Genomic DNA, 22,169 nt, shown 5'->3' on the forward strand with positions numbered 1-22,169 from the left:
GGTCCGTGACCCTCCGTAAGGACCCGCCCGATACCCATCCGTTAACCGGCGCGGCCCCTCCCTTCACCGGGACGGGCCGCGCGGCGCTGGTCCTACCATGGTGCGGTGGACGCTCCCCGCACGCTGGCCCGCCTCCTGCCGGAGGCCGAGGCGATCACGGTGCTCACCGGCGCCGGCATCTCGACCGACAGCGGGATCCCCGACTTCCGCGGTCCGAACGGCGTCTGGACGCGCGACCCGTCGGCGGAGGCGATGTCCACGATCGGCTCCTACCTCGCCGATCCCGAGGTGCGGCGCCGCGCCTGGCGGGCCCGGCGCGACGCCCCCGTCTGGGAGGCCGAGCCGAACGCCGCGCACGCCGCGCTGGTCGAGCTGGAGCGGGCCGGACGGCTCCGCGCCCTGATCACCCAGAACATCGACGGCCTGCACCAGCGCGCCGGATCCTCCGAGCGCGCCGTCATCGAGATCCACGGGACCGCGCGCGAGGCCGTGTGCCTGTCCTGCGGGCTGCGCACCCCGATGCCGGAGATCATCGCGCGCGTCGAGGCCGGGGAGGCCGACCCGCTCTGCGCCGAGTGCGGCGGCATCCAGAAGTCCGCGACGATCTCCTTCGGCCAGGCCCTGGACCAGGACGTCCTCGACGCGGCGATCACCGCCGCGCGGTCCTGCGACCTGTTCCTGGCGGTCGGCACCTCGCTCACCGTGCAGCCCGCCGCCGGGCTGTGCCTGGAGGCGGTCGACCACGGCGCCCGGCTGGTGATCATCAACGCGGAGGAGACCCCGTACGATGGGCTGGCCGACGCGGTGCTGCGCCGGCCGATCGGCGAGACGCTGCCGCGCCTGGCCGGCCTCGCGCTCGGCACGGGGCGATGATCTGTTGGCGGGTCGTGACCGGTCGCCCCTTCCACTGGGGTCCGGATCCTGACAAGCTCTATCCGTCGCGGTGCGAGGAGGGATCGGGTTGAACAGCGGGGGCGCCCGCGCGGTGGCGGCCCACGGGTCGCCGGACGCGCCCGCCGTCGGCACGCCCGGCGGTGCGGAGCACGCGCGGAAGGCCCGCAGGTACGCGAGGTTGCGGCCCGGCGACCGCGTCGCGGTGGTCGCGCCCAGCGGCCCCGCCGACCCCGCGCGGCTGGAGGCGGGCTGCGCCGTCCTGCGCGACCTCGGCCTTGACGTCGTGGTCGGCAAGCACGCCCTCGACCGTGTCAACCTGGGCCCGGCGGGCCCGGTGCGCGGCGACTGGCACCGGCTGGCCGGAACCGACGCCGACCGCGCCGCCGACCTGCAGGCCGCCTGGTGCGACCCGCGGGTCCGCGCGGTGGTCTGCGCGCGGGGCGGCTACGGCGCCACCCGCGTCCTCGACCGTCTCGACTGGGACGCCCTGCGCGCCGCGACCGAGGCGTCCGCCGCCACCGGCGGCGGGCCGAAGATCCTGCACGGCTCCAGCGACATCACCGCGCTGCACGGCGCTTTTGGAACGCGCCTGCGGATCACGACGTCCTTCGGCCCCATGCCCGCGGGAGTGATCGCCGATCTCGACCCGGCGGCGCAGGACGCCTCCCTGGAGTCCCTGCGCACCGCCCTGTTCGGCGGCGCCGCGACGTCGTCCGCGGCGTCATCGGGCTCGGCGCCCGCCGTGCTGCCCGGCACGCGCACGCTGCGGCCCGGGCGCGCGGAGGGCCCGCTGACCGGCGGCACCCTCTCGCTCCTGGCGGCGGTGCTCGGCACCCCGTACGCGCCGCCGCCCGCCGCGGGCCGCGTCGTCTTCCTGGAGGACGTGACCGAGGCGCCGTACCGGATCGACCGGATGCTCGTCCAGCTCCTCCAGGCCGGCTGGTTCGACGGCGCCGCCGGGTTCGCGCTCGGCTCCTGGAAGGACTGCGGCGACCCCGCCGAGCTCGACGCGGTGTTCGCCGCAAGGCTCGGCCCGCTCGGCGTCCCGATCCTCGCCGGCCTCTCCGCCGGGCACGGGCCGCGCCAGCACACCCTGGAGCTCGGCGCCCCCGCCGTGCTCCACGCCCCGGCCCCGCCGGGCCACGACCCCGCACATCCGCACCCCGCCGTGCCGGACACCGGCGCGCTCACCCTCGAAGCGCCCCCGGGAGGTGCGCGATGAGCGGCCGCCACGCCCGTCCCGATCCGTGGGACGACGGGACCCTCGATTCCCTGCTCGTCCTCGTGGCCGAGAGCCTCGGCTACCGGTGCAGCCGGGTGCCGGGCGAGATCATGCTGCTGGAGGGCGCCAACAGGCTGCACGTCAGCCTGCGCGACCTGCGGCAGCTCGCGCGGCTGGTGCCGCGCGACGACTGGCCCGCGCTGGTCTCCGACCACGTGACCACGATCGTCACGGCGATCGAGGAGCCGCTGGACCTCAGCGACTTCGACCTCGCCCAGCACCTGCTGCGCACCCGCATCTACCCCGCGGAGGCCGACAACGGGGTGCTCGCGGCCCGGCCGTTCGCGCCCGGCCTGATCGAGGTGGTGGTGGTCGACACGCCCACCACCGTCCGGACGGTCACCACCGAGGAGATGGGCGGCTGGCCGGTGTCGGGCGACGCGCTGTTCATGCTCGGCCGCGCCAACGTCCGCGCCGACGGCCCGCTCCAGATGGACGAGCAGGACCTCGGCGGCGTCCGCGTCTCCGTCCTGCACGGCTGGACGTTCTACGCCGTCACGCACCTGGCGTGGCTGGAGGAGTACCTGCCGATCGGCCCGTACGGCGCGCTGGTCATCGCGCCCAACCGCAGCCTCATCGTCGCCCACCCGCTCCGGATCACCGAAGGCCACCCGAGGGCGCGCTACCGCGAGGCCGTGGCGGCGGCGACCGAGCTCCAGGCGCAGGCGCACCGCGCCTACGAGGAGGGTCCCGGCTCGCTCAGCCCCTCCCTGTACTGGTGGCGCGCCGGCGAGCTGACCTGCCTGGAGACCCGTTACGAGGGAGACACGCTGGTCCTGCCCGAGGAGTTCGCCTCCGTGATCGCGACGCTGGCGGCGGAGCGCTGATGAAGGTCGTCATCGCCCCCGACTCGTTCAAGGGAAGCCTGTCCGCCGCCCAGGTGTGCGCCGCCGTCGAGGCGGGCGTCCTGCGCGCCGCGCCCGACGCGCGGGTCGCCGCCGTGCCGATGGCCGACGGCGGCGAGGGCACCCTCGACTGCTTCCTCAGCGCCCGCGGCGGCGACGCGGTCGAGGTCGCCGCCACCGACCCGGTGGGGCGCCCGGTCAAGGCGCGCTACGCGCTGTCGGGCGACGGGCGCTCGGCGGTGGTGGAGCTTGCCGCGGCGTCCGGGCTGCCGCTGGTCGAGGACGTCCCGCCCGACCCGATGAACGCCGGCACCGCCGGCACCGGCGAGCTGATCGCCGACGCGGTGCGGCGCGGCGCCCGCGACGTGCTGGTCTGCATCGGCGGCAGCGCCAGTACCGACGGCGGCGCCGGGCTGCTGCGCGCCCTCGGCGTCCGCTTCCTGGACGCCGCCGGCGGGGAGCTGCCGCCGGGCGGAGCAGCGCTCGCCCAGCTGGCGTCGATCGACGACTCCGGGGTGCCGGACGAGGTCCGCGCGACCCGGTTCCGGGTGGCCTGCGACGTGACCAACCCGCTCGTCGGGCCGGACGGCGCCGCCGCCGTGTTCGGCCCGCAGAAGGGCGCGTCCCCCGGCCAGGTCGCCGATCTCGACGCCGCCCTCGCCGTCTTCGCCGACGTGGTCGCCGCGCGCGGCGGCCCTCGCGTGCACGACCTGCCCGGGGCCGGTGCGGCGGGCGGCACCTGCGGCGGGCTCGTCGGCCTGCTCGGCGCCGAGCCGTCCGGCGGCGCCCTCCTGGTCGCCGAGGCCGTCGGCCTGCCCGCCGCGCTCGACGGCGCCGACCTCGTCGTCACGGGCGAGGGACGGGTGGACGGGCAGAGCGCCGGCGGCAAGGTGGTCTCCGCGGTCGCGTCGCTCGCCCGGGACCGCGGCGTCCCGTGCGTCGCCCTGGCCGGCGGCGTCACCGGCCCGCTGGAGGAGCTGCACGCGCTCGGCCTGACCGCCGCGTTCAGCCTCGCCGACGGCCCCCGCACCCTGGAGGAGCTGAAGGCGGGGGCCGCGCCCCTGCTCACCGCCGTCGCCGAGCAGGCGGTCCGCCTGTTCCGCGGCTAGCAGGCGCCTGCGGGTTCGGGTTCTGGTTCGGGCGCCGGTGCGGGCGTGCGGGCCCCCACGGTCAGCCGGGGCAGCAGGACGTGCGTCAGGGGTCCGATCGCCACCGCGTAGAGGACCGTTCCAACACCGACCGTGCCGCCGAGCAGCCAGCCGACGGCCAGCACGGCCAGCTCGATCGTCGTCCGGACCACCCGGATCGAGTGGCCGCGCGCCGCGAGCCCCGTCATCAGCCCGTCCCGGGGGCCCGGGCCGAGGCCGGCGCCGATGTAGCAGCCGGTGGCGAAGCCGCCCACCAGCACGGCGGCGATCAGGAAGGCCCAGCGTCCGGCGAGCGCGCCGGGGGCGGGCAGCAGCCACAGGAACAGGTCGGCGAAGACGCCGACGAGGACGACGTTGCTGACGGTCCCGATGCCGGGCCGCTGCCGCATCGGGATCCACGCGAGCATCACGACCGCGCCCGCGATGATGATCCACGCGCCCATCGACAGGCCGAAGCGCCGTGAGAGCCCCTGGTGGAAGACGTCCCAGGGGTCGTTGCCCAGCCCGGACGACACCTGGAGGGCGATTCCGAGCCCGTACAAGGCCAATCCAACGTAGAGCTGCACCAGGCGGCGCACCATCAAGGCCATTTCGAGCTTCCCCTCCGCTGCCGGCCATCGTTTCGGACCACCTTGCCCCCGAGTGGACTGGAATCGGTAGAGCCAATGTGCGAAAGTGGCCCGTATGAGCACGCGCTACGTGAGCGGCCCGCACCTGGCCCGGCTGCTCGGGGACGTCTCGGGCGAGCGCCCCGTCTACGCGGCGGTGGCCCGGTCGCTGCGCGCCCTCGTCCTGGACGGCAGGCTCGCGCTGCGCACGCGGCTGCCCGCCGAACGCGACCTGGCCGCCGCCCTCGGCGTCAGCCGCACCACCGTGACGACCGCCTACGACCGGCTCCGCGACGAGGGCTACGTCCAGAGCCGGCAGGGCGCGGGAAGCTGGACGGCGCTGCCGCCGGTGCGCATGTCGTCGGCCGAGCCGCCCGGCGCGCCCGACGGCGGGGCCGTCCCCGCCGGCCACCGGTACGGCATGGCCCACCCCGCACCGGACGACCCGTCGTTCATCGACCTCGGCTGCGCCACCCCCGGCGCCCCCGCCATCTTCGAGGAGGCCGTCGCCGCCGCCGTCGACGAGCTGCCCCGCTACAGCTCCGGCCCCGGCTACGAGCCCGCGGGGCTGGCGAGCCTGCGGCAGGTCATCGCGGACGGCTACACCGCGCGCGGCGTCGCGACCCGCGCCGACCAGATCGTCGTCACCACCGGCGCGCAGCACGCGTTCACGCTGCTGACCCAGCTGCTGGTGGAGCCGGGCGACGCCGTGATGGTCGAGCGCCCCACCTACCCGCACGCGCTCGGCGCGCTGCGCCGCCGCGGGGCCCGGCTCGTCCCCGTCGGCGTCAACGAGGGCTGGGACGTCGAGCTCGCCGCCGGCGCCATGCGGCAGGCCGCCGCCCGGATGGCGTACCTGATCCCCGACTTCCAGAACCCGACCGGGTACGTGATGGGGGCGGGCGACCGGGCCGGGATGGTCGACGCGGCGCGGCGCGCGGACGCGTTCCTCGTCGCCGACGAGACCTTCGCCGAACTCGCCCACGACCCCGACGCGCCGCGCGAGCCGCCGCTGGCCTCCTTCGACGCGGGCGGCCGGGTCGTCACGATCGGCTCGGCCTCCAAGCTGCTGTGGGGCGGGCTGCGGATCGGGTGGATCCGCGCCACCGCCCCGCTGGCCCGCCGCCTCGTGCTGGCCCGCGAGCCCCTCGACATGGCGAGCCCCGTCCTGGACCAGCTGATCGTCCGGGAGCTGCTGCTGCGGGTGGAGGAGGTCCGCGCCGAGCGCGCCGAGAGCCTGCTGCGCGGCCGCGACGCGCTCGCCGGGGCGCTGCGCGAGCTGCTGCCGGGCTGGGAGTTCCGGCTCCCGGACGGGGGCATGTCGCTGTGGGCGAGGATCGGCGCGCCGATCGCCTCCCGGCTCGCCGAGGCGTCCGAGCGGCTCGGCGTCCGCGTCGTCGCGGGCCCGGTGTTCGGGACGGACGGCGTGCTGGAGGACTACGTGCGCCTCCCGTACGTGCTGCCGCCGGACACGCTGCGCCTGGCGGTGCGGCGGCTGGCCCTCGCCCAGCGCGAGGCCGAGGCGGCGCCGGCGGCCCGGCCGCTGCCCGCCTACGTCTGACCGGGCCCGGCGCCGCGTCGGGCGGGCGTCAGGGAGCGCGCTGGATGTAGTCGACCAGGTGCTCGCGCTCGCTCTCCAGCTCGTCGATGGCGCTCTTGACGACGTCGCCGATGCTGACGATCCCGACGAGCCGGCCGTCCTCGACGACGGGCACGTGCCGGAACCGGTGCTCGGTCATGGCGCGGCGGAGGTCGTCCACCTGGTCGCCGGGGCCGCAGGTGCGGACCTCGGCGGTCATGATCTGCGAGACGGGGTGGTCGAGCAGCGCCGCGCCGTGCTCGTGCAGGCGCCGCACCACGTCCCGCTCGGACACGATGCCGGCGATCGAGGCGCCGTCGGGCGAGACCACCGCCGCCCCGATGTTGTGCTCCGCCAGGACGGCGAGGAGCTCTCGCACGGTGGCGTCGGGCCGCACCGTGGCCACCGCGTCTCCCTTCCTCCGCAGGATGTCGCGAATCCGCATGCCTCACGCTCCGGTGCCGGTTTCGGACCCGGGGGACGGCGGCCGCCGGGGGCGGGGGCCGCTGGCCGGGCCTTGGTCCTGCCAAAATCGCATGTTCCGGCTCCCAGCGAAACCCCCGGTCCGTGAACCCTCCCGGTCAGGCGACGGCATAAGGGCGGCATAAAAGCCGTAGATCGGGAACCAAGGGATGCATGTCGATGACGGCGGAACGAACCATCGAAACGGATATCCCGGCCCGGCTCGACCGGTTGCCGTGGTCACGCTGGCACTGGACGGTCCTGGTCGGCCTCGGCGCGGTCTGGATCCTGGACGGCCTGGAGGTGACCGTCGTCGGCGTCATCGGCCCGCGGCTCACCGACGCCTCCGGAGGGCTCGGGCTCACCGACGGGCAGGTCGGGCTGGCCGCGTCCATCTACGTGATCGGCGCCTGCCTGGGCGCCCTGTTCTTCGGGCATCTGACCGACCGGTTCGGGCGCAAGAAGCTCTTCATCGCCACGCTCGCGCTGTACCTGGCGGCGACGGTCGCGACCGCGTTCTCGTTCAACCCGATGTGGTTCTACGCCTGCCGGTTCCTCACGGGGGCCGGCATCGGCGGCGAGTACGCCGCCATCAACTCGGCCATCGACGAGCTGATCCCGGCGCGGGTGCGGGGCCGGGTGGACGTGGTGGTGAACGGCTCGTTCTGGATCGGGACGTCCATCGCGGCGGCGCTGTCGATCCCGGTGCTGAACGGCGACCTCGTCCCCGAGGACCTCGGCTGGCGGGCCCTGTTCGCTCTCGGCGCCCTCCTCGGCCTCGGCGTGCTGTTCGTCCGCCGGATGGTCCCGGAGAGCCCGCGCTGGCTGTTCATCCACGGGCGGGAGGACGAGGCCGAGCGCGTGGTGGGCGGCATCGAACGGGAGATCACCGAGGAGACCGGCGAGCCGCTGGAGGACCCCCGGCAGAGCATCCGGGTCCGGCAGCGCCGCGTCGTCTCGTTCGGGGAGATCGTCTCGACGGCGGTGCGCCGCTACCCGCGCCGGACGGTTCTCGGCCTCTCCCTCTTCATCGGGCAGGCGTTCCTCTACAACGCCGTCTACTTCACCTACGCGCTCGTGCTCAGCACGTTCTTCGACGTCCCCGACGCCAAGGTCGGCTACTACCTGATCCCGATCGGGATCGGCAACTTCCTGGGCGCGTTCTTCCTCGGCAAGCTGTTCGACACGGTCGGCCGCAGGACGATGGTCACGGCGTCCTACGTGGTCTCCGGCGTGCTGCTGATCGGCACGGGGCTGCTGTTCCGCGCGGATCTGCTCGACGCCTGGACGCTGACGGCCTGCTGGTGCGCGGTGTTCTTCTTCGCCTCCGCCGGCGCGTCGTCGGCCTACCTCACGGTCAGCGAGATCTTCCCGATGGAGACCCGGGCGATGGCGATCGCCGCGTTCTACGCGGTCGGGACGGGCCTCGGCGGCGTGATCGGGCCGGCGCTGTTCGGCCGCCTGGTGGAGACCGAGAAGGTGGCGAACGTCGTGAACGGCTACTACCTCGGCGCGGGGCTGATGATCGCCGCGGGGCTGGTGGAGCTGGCCATCGGCGTCGAGGCCGCGCAGCGCTCCCTGGAGGACGTGGCGGAGCCGCTCTCGGCGGAGAAGGCCGCGACCGCCTGACACACCCGCCCTGTCGCGCCTCCTCCCCCCGGTCAGGGGGCGAGGAGGCGCGAAAGCGCGCCGAGCGCCGGGGTGAGCAGGCGCCCCGCAGGACCGGCGTGGGCCAGGGCGGCGCGGGCCGCGTTGGCGCCGCACGCGCCGTGCACGCCGCCGCCCGGGTGAGCGGAGGCCGACGCCAGGTACAGGCCCGCGACCGGTGTCTCGGGGCGCCCGAGGCCGGGAACGGGCCGGAACACCAGTTGCTGGTGGAGCATCGCGGTGCCGCCGTTGAGCGCGCCGCCGCGCAGGTTGGCGTCGTGGTCCTGGAACGCGGGCGGCGCGGTGACGCGGCGGCCGAGGACGCGGGAGCGGAAGCCCGGGGCGAGGCGTTCGACGACGTCCTCGAGGCGGCGCGCCATGGCGTCGCGCTCGCGCTCGTCCCAGGCGCCGGTGATGCCGTCCGGCCCGGCGTCGGCCTTCACCCGGTGGGGGACGTGGGTGTACGCCCAGACCGACTCGGTTCCGGCGGGGGAGCGGGCGGGGTCGGCGGTCGTCATCTGGCCGAGGAGCGCGAAGGGCTCGGACGGGACGCGCCCGGTGGCGAGCTGCGCGCTGTAGTCGGTCATCGCGTCCAGGCCGGGGGACAGGTGGACGGTCCCGGCGCGCCCGGCGCCGTCCGCCGCCCACGGGATCGGCCCGGAGAGCGCCCAGTCCACCTTGAAGGTCGCGTGGTCCCAGACGAAGCGGCGCATGTCGGCGCGCAGGGAGGCCGGCAGGTCGGACCAGCCGACCAGGCCGCCGTAGAGGGCGGGGGCCGACACGTCGGCGAGGACGGCCCTCGCGGCGCGCACCGGTTCGCCCGACGCGGTGCGGACGCCGAGCGCGCGCCCGTCCCGCACGACGACCGAGGCGACCGGGGTGTCGCAGCGGACGCGCCCGCCGCGCGACTCCAGCCGCCGCACGAGCGCCGCCGTCAGCTCGCCCGCGCCGCCCTCGGGGACCGGCCACCCGTGCCGCTGCCCGGCCATGGCGAGCAGCCAGCCGAACAGCGACCCGGCGGTCGACTCGGGGAACATGTCGGTGTGCAGCGTCGACCCGGCGAGCAGCAGCGGGCCGCCGGGGCCGGCGAACTCCTGCTCCCCGAGCGTGCGGACGGGGGCCAGCAGCGTGCGGACGGCGCGGAGCCCGCCCGCCCGGCGCGCGGACGCCAGCAGCGGCAGCGCGGCCCGCACCGGCGGGAACGGGCCGAGCAGGGCGCGCAGGACGTCCTCTCCCATCTCGTCCCACAGGCGGCAGAGGCGCAGCCACGCCTCGCCGTCGCCCGCGCCGAGCGCGTCGAGGCCCGCGGCGGTCGCGTCGCGGTCGCGCTCCAGGACGGCGCAGCGCCCGTCCGGGAGCGGGTGGGCGAGGACGGCGGGCGCGTGCCGCCAGCGCAGCCCGTGCCGCTCCAGCTCCAGCGCCCGCATCGCGGGCGAGGCGACTCCGAGCGGGTAGAACGCGCTGCACAGGTCGCTCACGTGGTCGGGGTGCACGCCCCGGTCGCTGCGCACCGCGCCGCCCGGTTCGGGCTGCGCTTCGAGCACCTCCACGTCCCACCCGGCGTCGGCCAGCATGTTCGCGGCGACGAGGCCGTTGTGCCCCGCGCCGACGACGACGGCGTCGGCCATGCGGCATCCCTCCCGGTGATCACCTTACGGGCTCTCGCGGAGGGGCGGCGGTCAGCCCACGTCGAGCCGGGCCAGCAGCCGCATGACGCCCGGCGCCACGCGCGACCCGAGGTAGCCGAGGCGCGCCTCCGGGGTCACCGGGACGACCGCGCGGTCGCCGCGGACGGCCGCGACGATCTGCTCCGCCACGCGCTCCGGCCCGTAGCCGCGGCGCGCGTAGGCCCGCGCGACCCGCTCCCGGCTGAGCGCCTCGTCCTCCTCGCCCCGGCCGACGAAGCGGGACGTGCGGGTGATGTTGGTGTTGACGATCCCCGGGCACACGGCGCTGACCCCGATGCCCTGGCCCTTCAGCTCGGCGCGCATGCACTCCGACAGCATCAGCACGGCCGCCTTGCTGGTCGCGTAGGCGGGCAGCGCGCGGGACGGCGTGAACGCGGCGGCGGAGGAGGTGTTGACGATATGGCCGCCCTGCCCTCGCTCCACCATCTGCTCGGCGAAGAGCCGCGAGCCGTGGAGGACGCCCCACAGGTTGACGTCCAGGACTTTGCGCCAGTCGTCGGCGCTGTGCTCCAGGAACGGGCCGGCCATCCCGATCCCGGCGTTATTGACCACGACGTCCGGCACGCCGTGCTCGTGCATGACCGCCTTGGCGAAGTCCTCCATCGCGCCGCGGTCGGACACGTCCACCTGGAAGGCGTGTGCCGCGGGGCCGAGGAGGCCGGCGAGTTCGGCGGTGCGCTCGGCGGAGGCCCGGTCGATGTCGGCGGCGACCACCTCGGCGCCGCGTTCGGCGAAGGCCAGCGCGGTCGCGCGGCCGATCCCGCTGCCCGCGCCCGTGACGACGACGAGGGAGCCGTCGAAGGACCGCCGGCCCCCGGCCACCCTGGCCCGCCTGAGCGCGCGCGACTCGGCGGCGCCGAGCGGGCCGCCCCGCACGCCCGCGATGTGCTCGCTCACCCAGCGGGCGACGACGTCGGGGTGGCTGCGGGGCACCCAGTGCCCGGCCTTGAGCGTGCGCAGCGACAGGTTCGGGACGCGTCCGGCCAGCCCGCCTACCAGGTGCGGCGAGACGAACAGGTCCTTGGTCGGGACGATGACCTGGGTCGGGACGTCCGTTCGCCGGTCGCGCGGGCGGCGCAGCCGCTGGAGCATGTTCGCCCGGTACAGCCCGACCCCCGCCGCGGCGTCGCGCGCCATGGTCCCGGCCGGGTGGCCCTGCCGGGGCGGGACGCCCTCTCCCAGCTCCAGGGCCTTGGCGAACGGCTTCGCCATCCCGGCCCGCCACAGCAGTTCCGGCAGCACCGGCGTCTGGAAGAAGTAGATGTACCAGGAGCGGAGGCCCTGCCCGGCCGCCCGCCGCAGGTTGGACGGGGTGGGGCGCGCCAGGTTCCGCCGCGTCCAGTGCGCGACGTGGTCCAGGCACGGGCCGGAGATCGAGGTGAACGAGGCGAAGCGGTCCGGCATCGTGCAGACCGCCTCCCACGCCTGGATGGAGCCCCAGTCGTGCCCCACCAGGTGCACCTTGCGCTCGGGCGCGGTCGCGTCCAGGACGGCCTCCATGTCGGCCATCAGGTACTCGAACGTGTAGCGCCTGCTCCCGCGCGGACGGGACGAGGCGCCCGCGCCGCGCACGTCGTACCGGACGACGTGGAACCGGTCGGCGAGCCGCGCCGCCACCTCGTCCCAGACGGCGTGGGTGTCGGGGTAGCCGTGGACCAGCAGGACGGTGGGGCGCGACCGGTCGCCCTGCTCGTAGACGGCGAGGTCGACGCCGTCTCCGCGGACGCGCCGCCGCGCGACGGGTGGGGCGGGGTGTGTCATGCGGTCGTCTCCCGTCGGGCCCACCGGTGCACGTGGGGCAGGTCGTCGTCGAGCCAGTGCGCGTCGTCCTCGGTGACCACGAGGATCTCCTCGAACTTCACGCCGACGCCGCGGAACCCGATGTGGGGCTCGACCGCCCACAGCCCGGGCGTCGGGGGATGCTGGGACTGCGCGGCCCCGTTCCAGAGCGGGGAGCGCCCTTCCAGGCGCTCCTTGACCAGTTCGCGGCCGATGGTCTGGAGGAACCGTACACCGAATGGGAATCCCACGCGCTTCGGGAGGATCCCACCGATGACGCCGATCTGATGGCCGAGGACGCGCCCCGGATACACGCGGTGGCGGCTGTCGTAGCCCTGGCGCTCGATGAGCGCGTCGACCTCGGCGTAGACGTCGGCGAACGTCCGCCGTTCGCGGACGAGACGCAGGATCAGCGCCCGGTAGGCGGCCAGGTCGGCGTCGAGTCGTTCCCAGATCCTGTTCTCGCCGAGGACGCCGCCGTACCCGATGTCGGCGGAGTAGCCGTCCCGCACCGGCGCCATGTCCAGGATGTAGGGCATGCCCTCCTCCAGGCGCGTCCCGCCGGGCAGGAACTGCGTGGGCAGCCGGAAGCCGCGGAAGGCCGACCGGTCGCCGAACCAGGCGAACGGGGTGTGCAGCCAGTCGTCGACGCCGCGTGCGCGCAGCCACCGGCGCATGCGGCGGCACGCCTCGCGCTCGGTCACGCCCGGTTCGAGCGTGCCGGCGACCTCCTCGGCGCACCGGTAGCACAGGCGCTGGACGGCGCGGAATCGTTCGAGCTCCGCCGCGTCGTGCACGCGGGCGAGCGCCACTTTATTGGACACAATGTTAATAAATCGCCGATCCGCCCCCGGGTCAAGTGGCTCGCGGGGTGACGCCCGCCACCGCGGAGTGCGCGGGACCGGGGCGCGGAGCGTGCCGCGGCGCGGTCTAGTAGGGGTCGTAGCCCGCGGCCCTGGCGGCGGGCGACCGCGTGAGGTAGTCCAGCGCGCGGGGCGTGGAGCAGACCTTGGAGGGGTGGTGGTCCGGCCTGAGGTAGACGGGCGCCTCGCCGAGCAGGAGCCGGAAGACGCCGGGCACGTGGCCGAGCCGCACCGACCGCCGGTAGGAGCGGTAGACGCGCAGCGGCGTCACCCTCCGCTTGATCGTCGGGTCCTGCTTGAGCAGGTAGAGCGAGCCGCCGATCAGCGCCCAGTACAGGAAGAACAGCGACACCACCCACGCGGCGACGCGGGTCGGGTACCGGCCGCCCATGGCCGTGTAGACGTCGAAGACCACCGAGCGGTGCTCGACCTCCTCGGCGCCGTGCCAGCGCAGCAGGTCCAGCATCGTCGGGTCCACGCCGGCCTTGTCGAGCCGGTCGTTGTCCATGATCCACTGTCCGAGGACGGCGGTGTAGTGCTCGATCGAGGCGACCGCGGCCAGTTCGAAGCGCAGCCGGCGCCGCCAGGCCCGCGGATTCCGCTCCTTCAGCGCCGCCATCTGCGCGGGGCGCTCGGCGTTGCCCCGCCCCGCCGCGTCGGTGATCCTGGAGACGTCGATGCCCGCGCGCTGCAGGATCTGGTCCAGGACGCCCTGGTGGGAGCGGGCGTGCACCATCTCCTGCCCGATGAAGCCCTTGATCTCCTCCAGCAGCCGCTCGTCCCGGATGTACGGGCGGGCGTCCTTCACGCACTGGATGAACCACTTCTCGCCCTCGGGCAGGACGATGTGGAACGAGTTGATGATGTGCGTGGCGACCGGGTCGTTCGGGACCCAGTGCAGCGGGGTCCGCGACCAGTCGAAGGAGACGCGCCGCGGCTTGATCGGCGGATGGCGCTCGTCGACGGGCGCCGTGCCGCCGCTCGCCTGGGGCCTCGTCATGCGGTCCTCGCCTTCCACGCGTCCGGGCCGGCCGCGACGTGCCCCCGCGCCGCGCGTGTGCCATTGGCAGTGCAGTCAACTCCTGTGGCGCCCGTGGTTTCTTGAGACGAGGCCAACAAGTTACCGCTCGGTTTTCGGCCCGGCGTGACAAGTGGCGCCGCTCAGGGGCCGATACGCTCCGCACCCGTGTAGACGTTCATGGTCTCGCCGCGCAGGAAGCCGACGAGCGTCATCCCCGCGTCCTCGGCGAGGTCCACGGCCAGCGAGGACGGCGCCGACACCGCCGCGAGGACCGGGACGCCGGCCGTCATCGCCTTCTGCGTCAGCTCGAACGACGCGCGCCCGCTCACCATGAGGACCGTCCCGGTCAGCGGCAGCCGCCCCTGCCGCAGGGCCCACCCGATCACCTTGTCGACGGCGTTGTGGCGGCCGACGTCCTCGCGCAGGGCGAGGAGCCCGCCCTCGGCGTCGAAGAGCCCGGCGGCGTGCAGGCCGCCCGTCCGGTCGAACACCCGCTGCGCCGCGCGCAGCCGCTCCGGCATGGCCGCCAGCACGTCCGGGGTGAGCCGCACCGGGTCGCCGGCCACCTCGTAGGGCCGGTCGGCGCGCAGCGCCTCGATGCTCGACTTGCCGCACACCCCGCAGGCGCTGGTGGTGGTGAACGCCCGCGTCATGGAGTCGTCCGGCGGCGGCACGCCGGGGGAGAGCGCGACGTCCAGGGTGTTCTGCTCCGCGGTGTCGGCGCAGTACCGCATCGCCGCGATGTCGCCGGCCCGCCCGACCACGCCCTCGGCCGCCAGGAACCCGGCGACCAGGTCGAAGTCGTGCCCCGGCGTGCGCATCGTGATCGTCAGCGGTTTGCCGGCGACGCGGATCTCCAGCGGCTCCTCCGCCGCGAGCGTGTCGGGCCTGCGCACCCGGGCCCCGGACGCGCTCAGCCGAAGCACGGGCCTGCGTACGGTGATCCGCCCCATGACCGTTGACGGTACCCCGGGAACCGGCCCGAAACGAAGCCCTGGCGGGCGCGGCCGCCGCGCGGGCTAGTCGGGCACCCCGCGGGGGCGGGGCGCCCGCCACCCCTGGCGCATCGCGAGGACGCGCAACCCGAACGCCAGGGCGGCGGCGCCGGCCGTGACGGCGCCGCCGTGCAGGCCCGCGCTCTCGGCGCCCGCGGTCACGGCCGCCCCGAGCAGCGCGGGCACCGCGTACAGCTGCCGGTCGTACAGCACCGCCGGGATGCGGCCCGCCAGCACGTCCCGCAGGATGCCGCCGCCCACCGCCGTCACGATGCCGAGCAGCACCGCGTGCACCGGCGAGAGCCCGTACTCCAGCGCCTTGACCGTCCCCGTCGCGCAGAACAGCCCGAGTCCGGCCGCGTCGAACAGCAGCACCGCCGGCAGCAGCCGCGTCACCTGCGGATGCCAGAAGAACACCAGCGCCGACGCCGCCATCGGGACCAGCACGTACCCGAGGTCGGTGAACGCCGCCGGGGGGACGGCCCCGATGATCAGGTCGCGCAGGATCCCGCCGCCGAGCGCGGTGATCTCGGCCAGCACCACCATGCCGACGACGTCGAGCCGCTGCCGGACGGCCGCGAGCGCCCCCGACACGGCGAACACGAAGATCCCGGCGAGGTCCAGCAGCCACGCGGCCCCGTGGCCGCTCACCTACGGCGGTCCGTCCGGTCGATGTTCCAGTTGGCGACCACCACCGCGAACGGCGGGATCACGAGCGCCGCCACCGTCATCGCGATCGCGGCCGGGTGCGAGTACAGCCGGACCACCGCCCAGGCCAGCACGAACAGCGTGAGGCAGGTGCCCATCATGATCCCGTAGGCCAGCTTGCGACGCCTCATGCCCTCACGTTACGTCGCGCCCGCACGCCGCGGCGCGGGGCGGGTGGCGGAGGCGTACGGGAATCGAACCCGCCGTCCCGAGATCCTCGGGACCGTCGGCTTTGAAGGCCGGGGAGGCCACCAGGCGCTCACACGCCTCCGGCGGTGATCTTAGCCGGTGTAGAGGCCGTCGATGTCGGCGGCGTACTTGGTGTGCACGACGCGGCGCTTCAGCTTGAGGGTCGGGGTGAGCTCCTCGCTCTCGGCGGTCCACTCGGCGGTGAGCAGGCGCCACCGCTTGACCTGCTGGACGCGGGCGAGCCGGGCGTTGGCGTCCTCGACGGCCCGGGCGACCTCCTCCAGGACGAGGGGGTGGTCGGCGAGGGCGGTCAGGTCGGTGGTGTCGACGCCGTGGGCGGCCGCCCAGACGGGCGCGACCTCGCCGTCGAGGGTGATGAGCGCGACGACGTAGGGGCGGCGGTCGCCGAAGGCGAGGGCCTGGCCGATGAGCGGGTGCTCCTTGAGGCGGTTCTCCACCAGAGAGGGGGAGATGTTCTCGCCGCCGGCGGTGATGATCAGTTCCTTCTTGCGGTCGACGACGGTGAGGAACCCGTCCGCGTCCAGGCGGCCGATGTCGCCGGTGTGCACCCAGCCGTCGGCGTCGATGAGGTCGGCGGTGGCGTCGGGGCGGTTCAGGTAGCCGGGGGTGCAGGTGGCGCCGCGGACGAGGATCTCGCCGTCGTCGGCGAGCCTGAGCTCGACGCCGGGGAACGGGCGGCCGACGGTGCCGAGCTTGAAGGAGTCGGCGAGGTTGGCGGTGACGGCGCCGGTCGTCTCCGTCATCCCGTAGGCGTCGAAGATCTTCAGGCCGAGCCCGGCGAAGAACCGGGCCACCTCGACGGGCAGCGGCGCGGCGGCGCTGGAGGCCTGGCGGACGCGGTCCAGGCCGAGCAGCGCGCGCATGGGGGTGAGGACGGCCCGGTCGGCCCGCTCGAAGGCCTCGGCGATCCGCGGGGTGAGGGTGTTGCCGTGCTCCTGCGCCGTGACGTACGCGCGGCCGGCGTCCAGGGCGGCGGCGACGGCCCGCTTCCTCGCCTCGTCCTGCTCGGCCGACAGCACCGCCTGGATGCCGCCCATGATCTTCTCCCAGACGCGCGGGACGCCGAAGAAGGAGTGCGGCCGCACCTCGCCGAGGATCGTCGTCAGCTGGGCCGGGTCGGGGCAGAAGTGGACGTGGGAGGCCAGCCGGACCGGCAGGTAGTAGCTCAGCACCCGGTCGGCGATGTGCGCGAACGGCAGGTAGGAGATGCCGGCGGGGTGCTCGGGCAGGACGGAGCTGCGCTCGACCATCTCCGCCTCGTGCAGCGCCATCGAGTGCGTGATCAGGACGCCCTTGGGGTCGCCGGTGGTACCGGAGGTGTACAGCAGCGTGGCGGTGTCCCCGGGCCCGACCGCCTGCCAGCGCCGGTCGATGGCGAGCGGGTCGGCGGCCAGCTCGCGGCGGCCGAGCTCGGTGAAGGCCTCCCAGCTGAGGAAGCGGTCGCCGGGCGGGCAGGCGGCGGAGTCCACCACGATGATCTTGCGCAGGTCCGGGAGGCGGTCCAGGACGGGCAGCCAGCGGCCGAGCTGGTCCGTGCCGTCCAGCACGGCGTACCTGGCCGAGCAGTCCCCGGCGACGAACGCGACCTGGTCGGGTGCGAGCGTCGCGTACACCGTGGTGGGAACGCCGCCGGCGTGCACGGCGCCGAGGTCGGCCAGCACGTGCTCGGACCGGTTCGGCATCATCAGCGCGACGACGTCGCCGGCCTCCAGGCCGAGGGCGGCGAACCCCGCGGCCGTCTCCAGCGCGCGGGTCCGCGTGTCCGCCCAGGTGAGCGTGCTCCACTCGCCGCCGGTCCGGTCGGAGTAGGCCGGCCTTCCGCCGTGCCGTGCGGCGGTCGCGGCGAGGGCGGTGCAGATCGTCTGCCCCGCGACGGCCCGGTCGAGGTCGGCCCGCTGTTCCTGGATCCCCATGTCGCCCCTCGTGGTCGGTGACCGAAGTAAGTGAAGACTTGCAGGAAGGAGATCGCATCACGCCGAACCGAGTTCGGACAAGGGGTTCGGGGGTTTTCGGCGCTGGTCGCGGGCCCGTTCGGCGGTCGGTGACCGGACGCGTACCGTCCGTTTGTTGATCATTTGAAGTAGTTGTGCGTTAAATTCAGCGGTGACCCGACTCGCCCCCGTGGCCCGCCTGACGCAGTACGCGCGCGGCGGCGGCTCTAGCAAAATTCCGCCCGGGGAGCTGGAGCGGGTCACGGCCGGTCTCACCGGCGGGGACGACGCCCTCCTCGTCGGCGGCCCCGACGGCGACGGCGCCGCCGTGCTGCGCCTCGACGGCGGCCGGGCCGTGGTCTCCACCGCCGACTTCCGCACCCCCGTCGTCGACGACGCCTACGACTGGGGGCGGATCGCCGCCGCCAGCGCGCTCTCCGACGTCTACGCCGTCGGGGGCGTGCCGCTGATGGCCCTGAACCTGCTCGGCTGGCCCGCCGACGCGCTGCCCGCCGAACTGGCCCGCGAGGTGCTGCGCGGCGGGCGGGACATGGCGGCCCTGGCCGGCGTCGCGATCGCCGGCGGGCACAGCATCGAGGACCCCGAGCCGAAGTACGGCCTCGCGGTCACCGGCACCGCCGACCCGGACCGCCTGCTGCGGCTGGACGCGGGCCGTCCCGGCGTCCCGCTCACGCTGACCAAGCCGCTCGGGGTCGGCGCGCTCAACGCCCGGCACCGGGCGACCGGGGAGGTGTTCCCGCACGCGGTCGCGGCCATGACGGAGCTGAACGCGGCGGCGGGCCTGGCCGCCCTCGAGCGCGGCGCCGCGTGCGCCGCCGCCGTCTCCGGCTTCGGGCTGCTCGGCCACCTGTACAAGCTGGCGCGGGCGAGCGGCGTCACGGCCGTCGTGGACGCCTCCGCCGTCCCCTGCCTCGACGGCGCGCGCGCCGCCGTGCGGGACGGGTTCGTGCCCGGCGGCACCCGCCGCAACCTCGCGTGGGTGTCGCCGCACACCCTCTTCCGCCGGATCGCCGAGGAGGAGCGGCTGCTGCTCGCCGACGCCCAGACCTCCGGCGGGCTGCTGGTCGCGGGGGAGATCCCGGGCGCGCCGGTCGTCGGGGAGCTCGTCGGCCGGGGGCGGCACACCCTCGTCGTCCGCTAGCGCCGCCCGGCCGTCCGCCGCCCGTGTCGCCGATCGGAGGGGCGGGTAGGTTCCCGGCACGGCCTCATCGGGGGCGGGGGAGGCGAGGCATGACCATCGGCGGACTCGTGGCCGCCGTCGTCCTGGGCGCCGCCATCGGTGTCCTGGGCAGGGTCGCCGTGCCGGGCCGCGAGAACATGCCGGCGTGGCTGCTGGTGGCGGTCGGGGTCGTCGCGGCGTTCGGCGGCACGGGCCTGGTCCACCTGTCCAGCCTCGGCGACGGCGGCTGGAACCTGTGGGAGGCGCTCTTCCAGATCTTCCTCTCGGTGGTCGCCGTCGTCCTGGTCGCGGCGTTCTGGCCGAAGCGGACCGGCCGCGACCCGTGACGCTCGCCCGCGGCGGCCTCTACTCCCGGCGCAGCACGGGGCGCAGGCCGTCCAGCACCTCCGGGTCCTCGATGGTGGACGGGACGGTCACCTCCTGCCCGTCGGCGATGCCCCGCATGACGCCTCGCAGGATCTTGCCCGACCGCGTCTTCGGCAGCGCGGGCACGACCGAGATCTCCCTGAGCGCGGCGACGGGCCCGATCTGCTCGCGCACCATCGCGACCAGTTCGGCGCACACCTCGCCCGGCTCGGCCAGGATGCCGCTCTTGAGCACGACCAGCCCGCGCGGCACCTGCCCCTTGAGCGCGTCCTGGACGCCGATGACGGCGCACTCGGCGACGGCCGGGTGGGAGGAGATGACCTCCTCCATCGTCCCGGTGGACAGCCGGTGCCCGGCCACGTTGATGACGTCGTCGGTGCGGCCCATCACCCAGACGTAGCCGTCCTCGTCGATGTGCCCGCCGTCGCCGGTCAGGTAGTGGCCGGGGAACTTCGTCAGGTACGACTCGACGAAGCGCTCGTCGTCCTGCCACAGCGTGGGCAGCGTGCCCGGCGGCAGCGGCAGCCGGATCGCGATGTCGCCGTCGGCGCCGGGCGGGACGGGCGAGCCGTCCGGGCCGAGGACCCGCACGTCGTACCCGGGCACCGGCACCGACGGCGACCCCGCCTTGACCGGCATCGGCTCCAGCCCGCGCAGGTTCGCCACGATCGGCCAGCCGGTCTCGGTCTGCCACCAGTGGTCGATCACCGGGCGGTCCAGGACGCGCGAGGCCCAGCGGTAGGTGTCGGGGTCGAGGCGCTCGCCGGCGAGGAACAGCGTCTCCAGGGCCGACAGGTCGTGCCCGGCGAGCAGCGCGCCCTCGGGGTCCTCCTTCTTGACGGCCCGGATCGCGGTCGGCGCGGTGAACAGCGCCTTCACCCGGTGCTGCGCGGCCACCCGCCAGAACGCGCCCGCGTCCGGCGTCCCGACCGGCTTGCCCTCGTACAGCACGGTCGTGCAGCCGCTGAGCAGCGGCGCGTACACGATGTAGGAGTGCCCGACGACCCAGCCGACGTCGGAGGCCGCCCAGAACACGTCGCCCCGCCCCACGCCGAACACGTTCTCCATCGACCAGCGCAGCGCCACCGCGTGCCCGCCGTTGTCGCGCACGACGCCCTTCGGCCGCCCGGTCGTGCCGGAGGTGTAGAGGATGTAGAGCGGGTCGGTGGCGGCGACGGGGACGCACCCGGCGGGTTCGGCGGCCGCGACGGCCTCGTCCCACTCCACGTCCCGCGGCCGGACGAGGTCGGCGTGGAGCTGCTCGCGCTGCCGGATCACGCACCGCTCGACCTTGTGCCGGGCCAGCTCCAGCGCCCGGTCCAGCAGCGGCTTGTAGGGGACCACCCGGCCCGCCTCGATCCCGCAGGACGCCGACACGACCGCCTTCGGGCGGGCGTCGTCGATGCGCACCGCCAGCTCCCGCGCCGCGAACCCGCCGAAGACCACCGAGTGCACGGCGCCGAGCCGCGCGCACGCCAGCATCGCGATGACCGCCTCGGGCACCATGGGCAGGTAGATGACCACGCGGTCGCCGCGGTCGACGCCCAGCGCGCGCAGCGCCCCGGCGAACCGCGCGACATGGCCGGTCAGCTCCCGGTAGGAGTAGGTCCGCACGGTCCCGGTGACCGGGCTGTCGTAGATCAGCGCGGCCTGGTCGCCGCGGCCTTCCTCGACGTGCCGGTCCAGCGCGTTGTCGCAGGTGTTGAGCTCACCGCCGGTGAACCACCGGTAGAAGGGCGGCGCCCCGTCGTCCAGCACCCGGTCCGGCGGGACGAGCCACCGCACGTCCCGTGCCGCCAGCCCCCAGAAGCGGGTCGGATCGGCGATGCTGCGTTCGTACGCGGCCGCGTAGGCGCCCATGTCGTCCTCCCGGTGACGGGTCCTGGCCCGGATCTGCGCGGAGGCCCGGACCGGCGTCGCCGCGATTCGGGCCGCACCCCTATAGGGCATGGCGCGGGGCCGGTTCGTCAAGGGCCCGCGCCGCCGGGCGGGGTCTACCCGGGGTGGCGCAGGGCGTGCGCGACGGCGATGAGGGCGGCCAGCGCCGCCCCTGCGGAGACCACCCAGAAGCACAGCTCGTAGGCGCCGAGGGAGGGGACGCCGGCGCCCGCGGCCCGTCCGGCCAGGATCGACGCCGTGACGGCGCCCGCGACGCTGCCGCCCGTGGTGCGGACGAGCGAGTTGATGCCGCTGGCGATCCCGCTCTGGTCCATCGGGACGTGCCGGACGGCGAGCGTGCCGAGCGCGGCGTAGGCGATCCCGAACCCGACGCCCTGGAGGGCGCTGAACGCGAGCATGTCGTACACGTGCGCGTTCGACACCGCGAGCCACGCGTAGCAGAGCCCGGCGAAAGCCGACCCGATCGCGAGGGTGTACGCGGGGCCGAGGCGCCCCGCGAGCCGCCCGGCCATCGCTGAGAACACCAGCATCGTCACGGTGCTCGGCAGCATGTAGAGCCCGACGTCCAGCACCGAGCCGCCGAGCCCGTACCCGACCTCCTCCGGCCGCGCCTGGACGAAGCCGGCGATCAGCGTGAAGGCGGCGAACATCGAGAAGCCGAGCAGCGCCGAGACGACGTTGGCCGACAGGGACCGGGGGCCGACCAGCAGGCCCAGCCGCACCAGCGGCGCGCGGACCCGCAGCTCGACCGCCGTCCAGACCGCGCACAGCGCGGCCGCGGCGCCGAACAGCCCCAGCACCCCGCCGGACGTCCAGCCCCACGCGTTGCCCTGGCTGATGCCGAGCAGCAGGCAGACCAGCCAGCAGGCGAGCAGGGCCGCGCCCGGCAGGTCCGGCCGGCCGCCGGCGCGGACGCCGACGTCGCGCGGCGTCGCGGCGAACCGCAACAGCCCCGGCCCCCCCAGCGGCGGGGCGATGCGGAACCACCGGGGGTGGCTGCCGGTGGGGGTGGCGATCAGCGCGGGCACGCAAATTCCGGCGCT

Annotated in this window: 20 protein-coding genes and 1 tRNA gene; 8 read left to right on the forward strand and 13 right to left on the reverse strand. The window is 75.0% G+C overall.

All coding sequences use genetic code 11. The features are described 5' to 3' along the window. Positions 1–105 precede the first annotated feature (105 nt). From ABWI04_RS25825 to ABWI04_RS25840, 4 genes are all read left to right on the forward strand, one after another. Positions 106–873 carry an SIR2 family NAD-dependent protein deacylase gene (locus tag ABWI04_RS25825; protein ID WP_345181102.1) on the forward strand — a complete coding sequence of 256 codons (768 nt, stop codon included), beginning with the start codon at positions 106–108 and terminating at the stop codon, positions 871–873. Between the two features lie 88 nt (positions 874–961). Beyond that, on the forward strand, positions 962–2,116 hold the full coding sequence (locus ABWI04_RS25830) for a S66 peptidase family protein (protein WP_345181104.1): 1,155 nt from the start codon (positions 962–964) through the stop codon (positions 2,114–2,116). Further along, positions 2,113–3,003: a hypothetical protein gene (locus ABWI04_RS25835; RefSeq protein ID WP_345181106.1), complete on the forward strand. Its 891-nt coding sequence runs from the start codon at positions 2,113–2,115 to the stop codon at positions 3,001–3,003. The genes ABWI04_RS25830 and ABWI04_RS25835 overlap by 4 nt, the downstream gene beginning before the upstream one ends. Then, the gene (locus tag ABWI04_RS25840; RefSeq protein ID WP_345181108.1) at positions 3,003–4,130 is read left to right on the forward strand and encodes a glycerate kinase; all 1,128 of its coding nucleotides are present in this window, start codon (positions 3,003–3,005) and stop codon (positions 4,128–4,130) included. The genes ABWI04_RS25835 and ABWI04_RS25840 overlap by 1 nt, the downstream gene beginning before the upstream one ends. On the opposite strand, the gene yczE is transcribed toward ABWI04_RS25840, so the two are convergent. Further along, on the reverse strand, positions 4,127–4,759 hold the full coding sequence (gene yczE, locus ABWI04_RS25845) for a membrane protein YczE (RefSeq protein WP_345181111.1): 633 nt from the start codon (positions 4,757–4,759) through the stop codon (positions 4,127–4,129). The genes ABWI04_RS25840 and yczE overlap by 4 nt on opposite strands. Before the next feature lie 94 nt (positions 4,760–4,853). On the opposite strand from yczE, the gene yczR reads away from it, so the two are divergent. Next, positions 4,854–6,338: a MocR-like transcription factor YczR gene (yczR, locus tag ABWI04_RS25850; protein ID WP_353834059.1), complete on the forward strand. Its 1,485-nt coding sequence runs from the start codon at positions 4,854–4,856 to the stop codon at positions 6,336–6,338. Between the two features lie 28 nt (positions 6,339–6,366). Here yczR and ABWI04_RS25855 read toward each other — a convergent pair whose 3' ends face one another. Then, on the reverse strand, positions 6,367–6,801 hold the full coding sequence (locus ABWI04_RS25855) for a CBS domain-containing protein (RefSeq protein ID WP_345181116.1): 435 nt from the start codon (positions 6,799–6,801) through the stop codon (positions 6,367–6,369). A 197-nt stretch (positions 6,802–6,998) separates the two neighbouring features. Between ABWI04_RS25855 and ABWI04_RS25860 the strand changes: the two genes are divergently transcribed. Then, positions 6,999–8,447 carry an MFS transporter gene (locus ABWI04_RS25860; RefSeq protein ID WP_345181118.1) on the forward strand — a complete coding sequence of 483 codons (1,449 nt, stop codon included), beginning with the start codon at positions 6,999–7,001 and terminating at the stop codon, positions 8,445–8,447. Between the two features lie 32 nt (positions 8,448–8,479). Here ABWI04_RS25860 and ABWI04_RS25865 read toward each other — a convergent pair whose 3' ends face one another. The 9 genes from ABWI04_RS25865 to ABWI04_RS25905 form a co-directional block, all read right to left on the reverse strand. Continuing rightward, on the reverse strand, positions 8,480–10,093 hold the full coding sequence (locus tag ABWI04_RS25865) for a phytoene desaturase family protein (RefSeq protein ID WP_345181120.1): 1,614 nt from the start codon (positions 10,091–10,093) through the stop codon (positions 8,480–8,482). Positions 10,094–10,144: 51 nt separating this feature from the next. Then, positions 10,145–11,914, reverse strand: coding sequence for an SDR family oxidoreductase (locus tag ABWI04_RS25870; protein ID WP_345181122.1), 1,770 nt, complete (start codon positions 11,912–11,914; stop codon positions 10,145–10,147). Beyond that, a complete protein-coding gene (locus tag ABWI04_RS25875; RefSeq protein ID WP_502913162.1) occupies positions 11,911–12,756 on the reverse strand; it encodes a M24 family metallopeptidase in 846 nt (281 codons plus the stop codon). Before ABWI04_RS25875 ends, ABWI04_RS25870 begins: the two co-directional genes overlap by 4 nt. Positions 12,757–12,862: 106 nt before the next feature. Next, on the reverse strand, positions 12,863–13,795 hold the full coding sequence (locus ABWI04_RS25880) for a metal-dependent hydrolase (RefSeq protein WP_353834060.1): 933 nt from the start codon (positions 13,793–13,795) through the stop codon (positions 12,863–12,865). Between the two features lie 161 nt (positions 13,796–13,956). Continuing rightward, positions 13,957–14,769: a formate dehydrogenase accessory sulfurtransferase FdhD gene (gene fdhD / locus ABWI04_RS25885; protein WP_353834061.1), complete on the reverse strand. Its 813-nt coding sequence runs from the start codon at positions 14,767–14,769 to the stop codon at positions 13,957–13,959. A gap of 66 nt (positions 14,770–14,835) precedes the next feature. Continuing rightward, positions 14,836–15,462, reverse strand: a complete 627-nt coding sequence (locus tag ABWI04_RS25890; protein WP_345181130.1) for a trimeric intracellular cation channel family protein — start codon at positions 15,460–15,462, stop codon at positions 14,836–14,838. Further along, positions 15,459–15,650 carry a DUF3099 domain-containing protein gene (locus tag ABWI04_RS25895; RefSeq protein WP_345181133.1) on the reverse strand — a complete coding sequence of 64 codons (192 nt, stop codon included), beginning with the start codon at positions 15,648–15,650 and terminating at the stop codon, positions 15,459–15,461. The genes ABWI04_RS25890 and ABWI04_RS25895 overlap by 4 nt, the downstream gene beginning before the upstream one ends. A 44-nt stretch (positions 15,651–15,694) precedes the next feature. Further along, positions 15,695–15,790, reverse strand: a tRNA-Sec gene (locus ABWI04_RS25900). Between the two features lie 10 nt (positions 15,791–15,800). Next, on the reverse strand, positions 15,801–17,642 hold the full coding sequence (locus ABWI04_RS25905) for an AMP-dependent synthetase/ligase (protein WP_353834062.1): 1,842 nt from the start codon (positions 17,640–17,642) through the stop codon (positions 15,801–15,803). Positions 17,643–17,832: 190 nt separating this feature from the next. Between ABWI04_RS25905 and selD the strand changes: the two genes are divergently transcribed. Next, entirely contained in the window at positions 17,833–18,822 is a 990-nt protein-coding gene (gene selD / locus ABWI04_RS25910) for a selenide, water dikinase SelD (protein ID WP_345181137.1), read from the forward strand. Positions 18,823–18,911: 89 nt separating this feature from the next. Beyond that, positions 18,912–19,187, forward strand: coding sequence for a GlsB/YeaQ/YmgE family stress response membrane protein (locus ABWI04_RS25915; RefSeq protein WP_345181139.1), 276 nt, complete (start codon positions 18,912–18,914; stop codon positions 19,185–19,187). A gap of 19 nt (positions 19,188–19,206) precedes the next feature. Here the strand turns inward: ABWI04_RS25915 and ABWI04_RS25920 are convergent, their stop codons facing one another. Further along, the gene (locus tag ABWI04_RS25920; protein ID WP_502913163.1) at positions 19,207–21,300 is read right to left on the reverse strand and encodes a propionyl-CoA synthetase; all 2,094 of its coding nucleotides are present in this window, start codon (positions 21,298–21,300) and stop codon (positions 19,207–19,209) included. Further along, positions 21,222–22,169: MFS transporter (locus tag ABWI04_RS25925; RefSeq protein WP_353834063.1), on the reverse strand; the 948-nt coding region annotated here is incomplete at its 5' end. The genes ABWI04_RS25925 and ABWI04_RS25920, both read right to left, overlap by 79 nt.

Source organism: Actinomadura sp. NPDC000929 (assembly GCF_040492065.1).
GTDB lineage: Bacteria > Actinomycetota > Actinomycetes > Streptosporangiales > Streptosporangiaceae > Spirillospora > Spirillospora verrucosospora.

Excerpts from the sequence above, each read along its gene's own strand:
- ABWI04_RS25835 (WP_345181106.1), top strand. The coding sequence starts at position 2,113 with ATGAGCGGCCGCCACGCCCGTCCCGATCCGTGGGACGACGGGACCCTC.
- ABWI04_RS25840 (WP_345181108.1), top strand. The coding sequence starts at position 3,003 with ATGAAGGTCGTCATCGCCCCCGACTCGTTCAAGGGAAGCCTGTCCGCC.
- yczE (WP_345181111.1), bottom strand. The coding sequence starts at position 4,759 with ATGGCCTTGATGGTGCGCCGCCTGGTGCAGCTCTACGTTGGATTGGCC.
- yczR (WP_353834059.1), top strand. The coding sequence starts at position 4,854 with ATGAGCACGCGCTACGTGAGCGGCCCGCACCTGGCCCGGCTGCTCGGG.
- ABWI04_RS25855 (WP_345181116.1), bottom strand. The coding sequence starts at position 6,801 with ATGCGGATTCGCGACATCCTGCGGAGGAAGGGAGACGCGGTGGCCACG.
- ABWI04_RS25860 (WP_345181118.1), top strand. The coding sequence starts at position 6,999 with ATGACGGCGGAACGAACCATCGAAACGGATATCCCGGCCCGGCTCGAC.
- ABWI04_RS25865 (WP_345181120.1), bottom strand. The coding sequence starts at position 10,093 with ATGGCCGACGCCGTCGTCGTCGGCGCGGGGCACAACGGCCTCGTCGCC.
- ABWI04_RS25870 (WP_345181122.1), bottom strand. The coding sequence starts at position 11,914 with ATGACACACCCCGCCCCACCCGTCGCGCGGCGGCGCGTCCGCGGAGAC.
- ABWI04_RS25880 (WP_353834060.1), bottom strand. The coding sequence starts at position 13,795 with ATGACGAGGCCCCAGGCGAGCGGCGGCACGGCGCCCGTCGACGAGCGC.
- fdhD (WP_353834061.1), bottom strand. The coding sequence starts at position 14,769 with ATGGGGCGGATCACCGTACGCAGGCCCGTGCTTCGGCTGAGCGCGTCC.
- ABWI04_RS25895 (WP_345181133.1), bottom strand. The coding sequence starts at position 15,650 with ATGAGGCGTCGCAAGCTGGCCTACGGGATCATGATGGGCACCTGCCTC.
- ABWI04_RS25905 (WP_353834062.1), bottom strand. The coding sequence starts at position 17,642 with ATGGGGATCCAGGAACAGCGGGCCGACCTCGACCGGGCCGTCGCGGGG.
- ABWI04_RS25915 (WP_345181139.1), top strand. The coding sequence starts at position 18,912 with ATGACCATCGGCGGACTCGTGGCCGCCGTCGTCCTGGGCGCCGCCATC.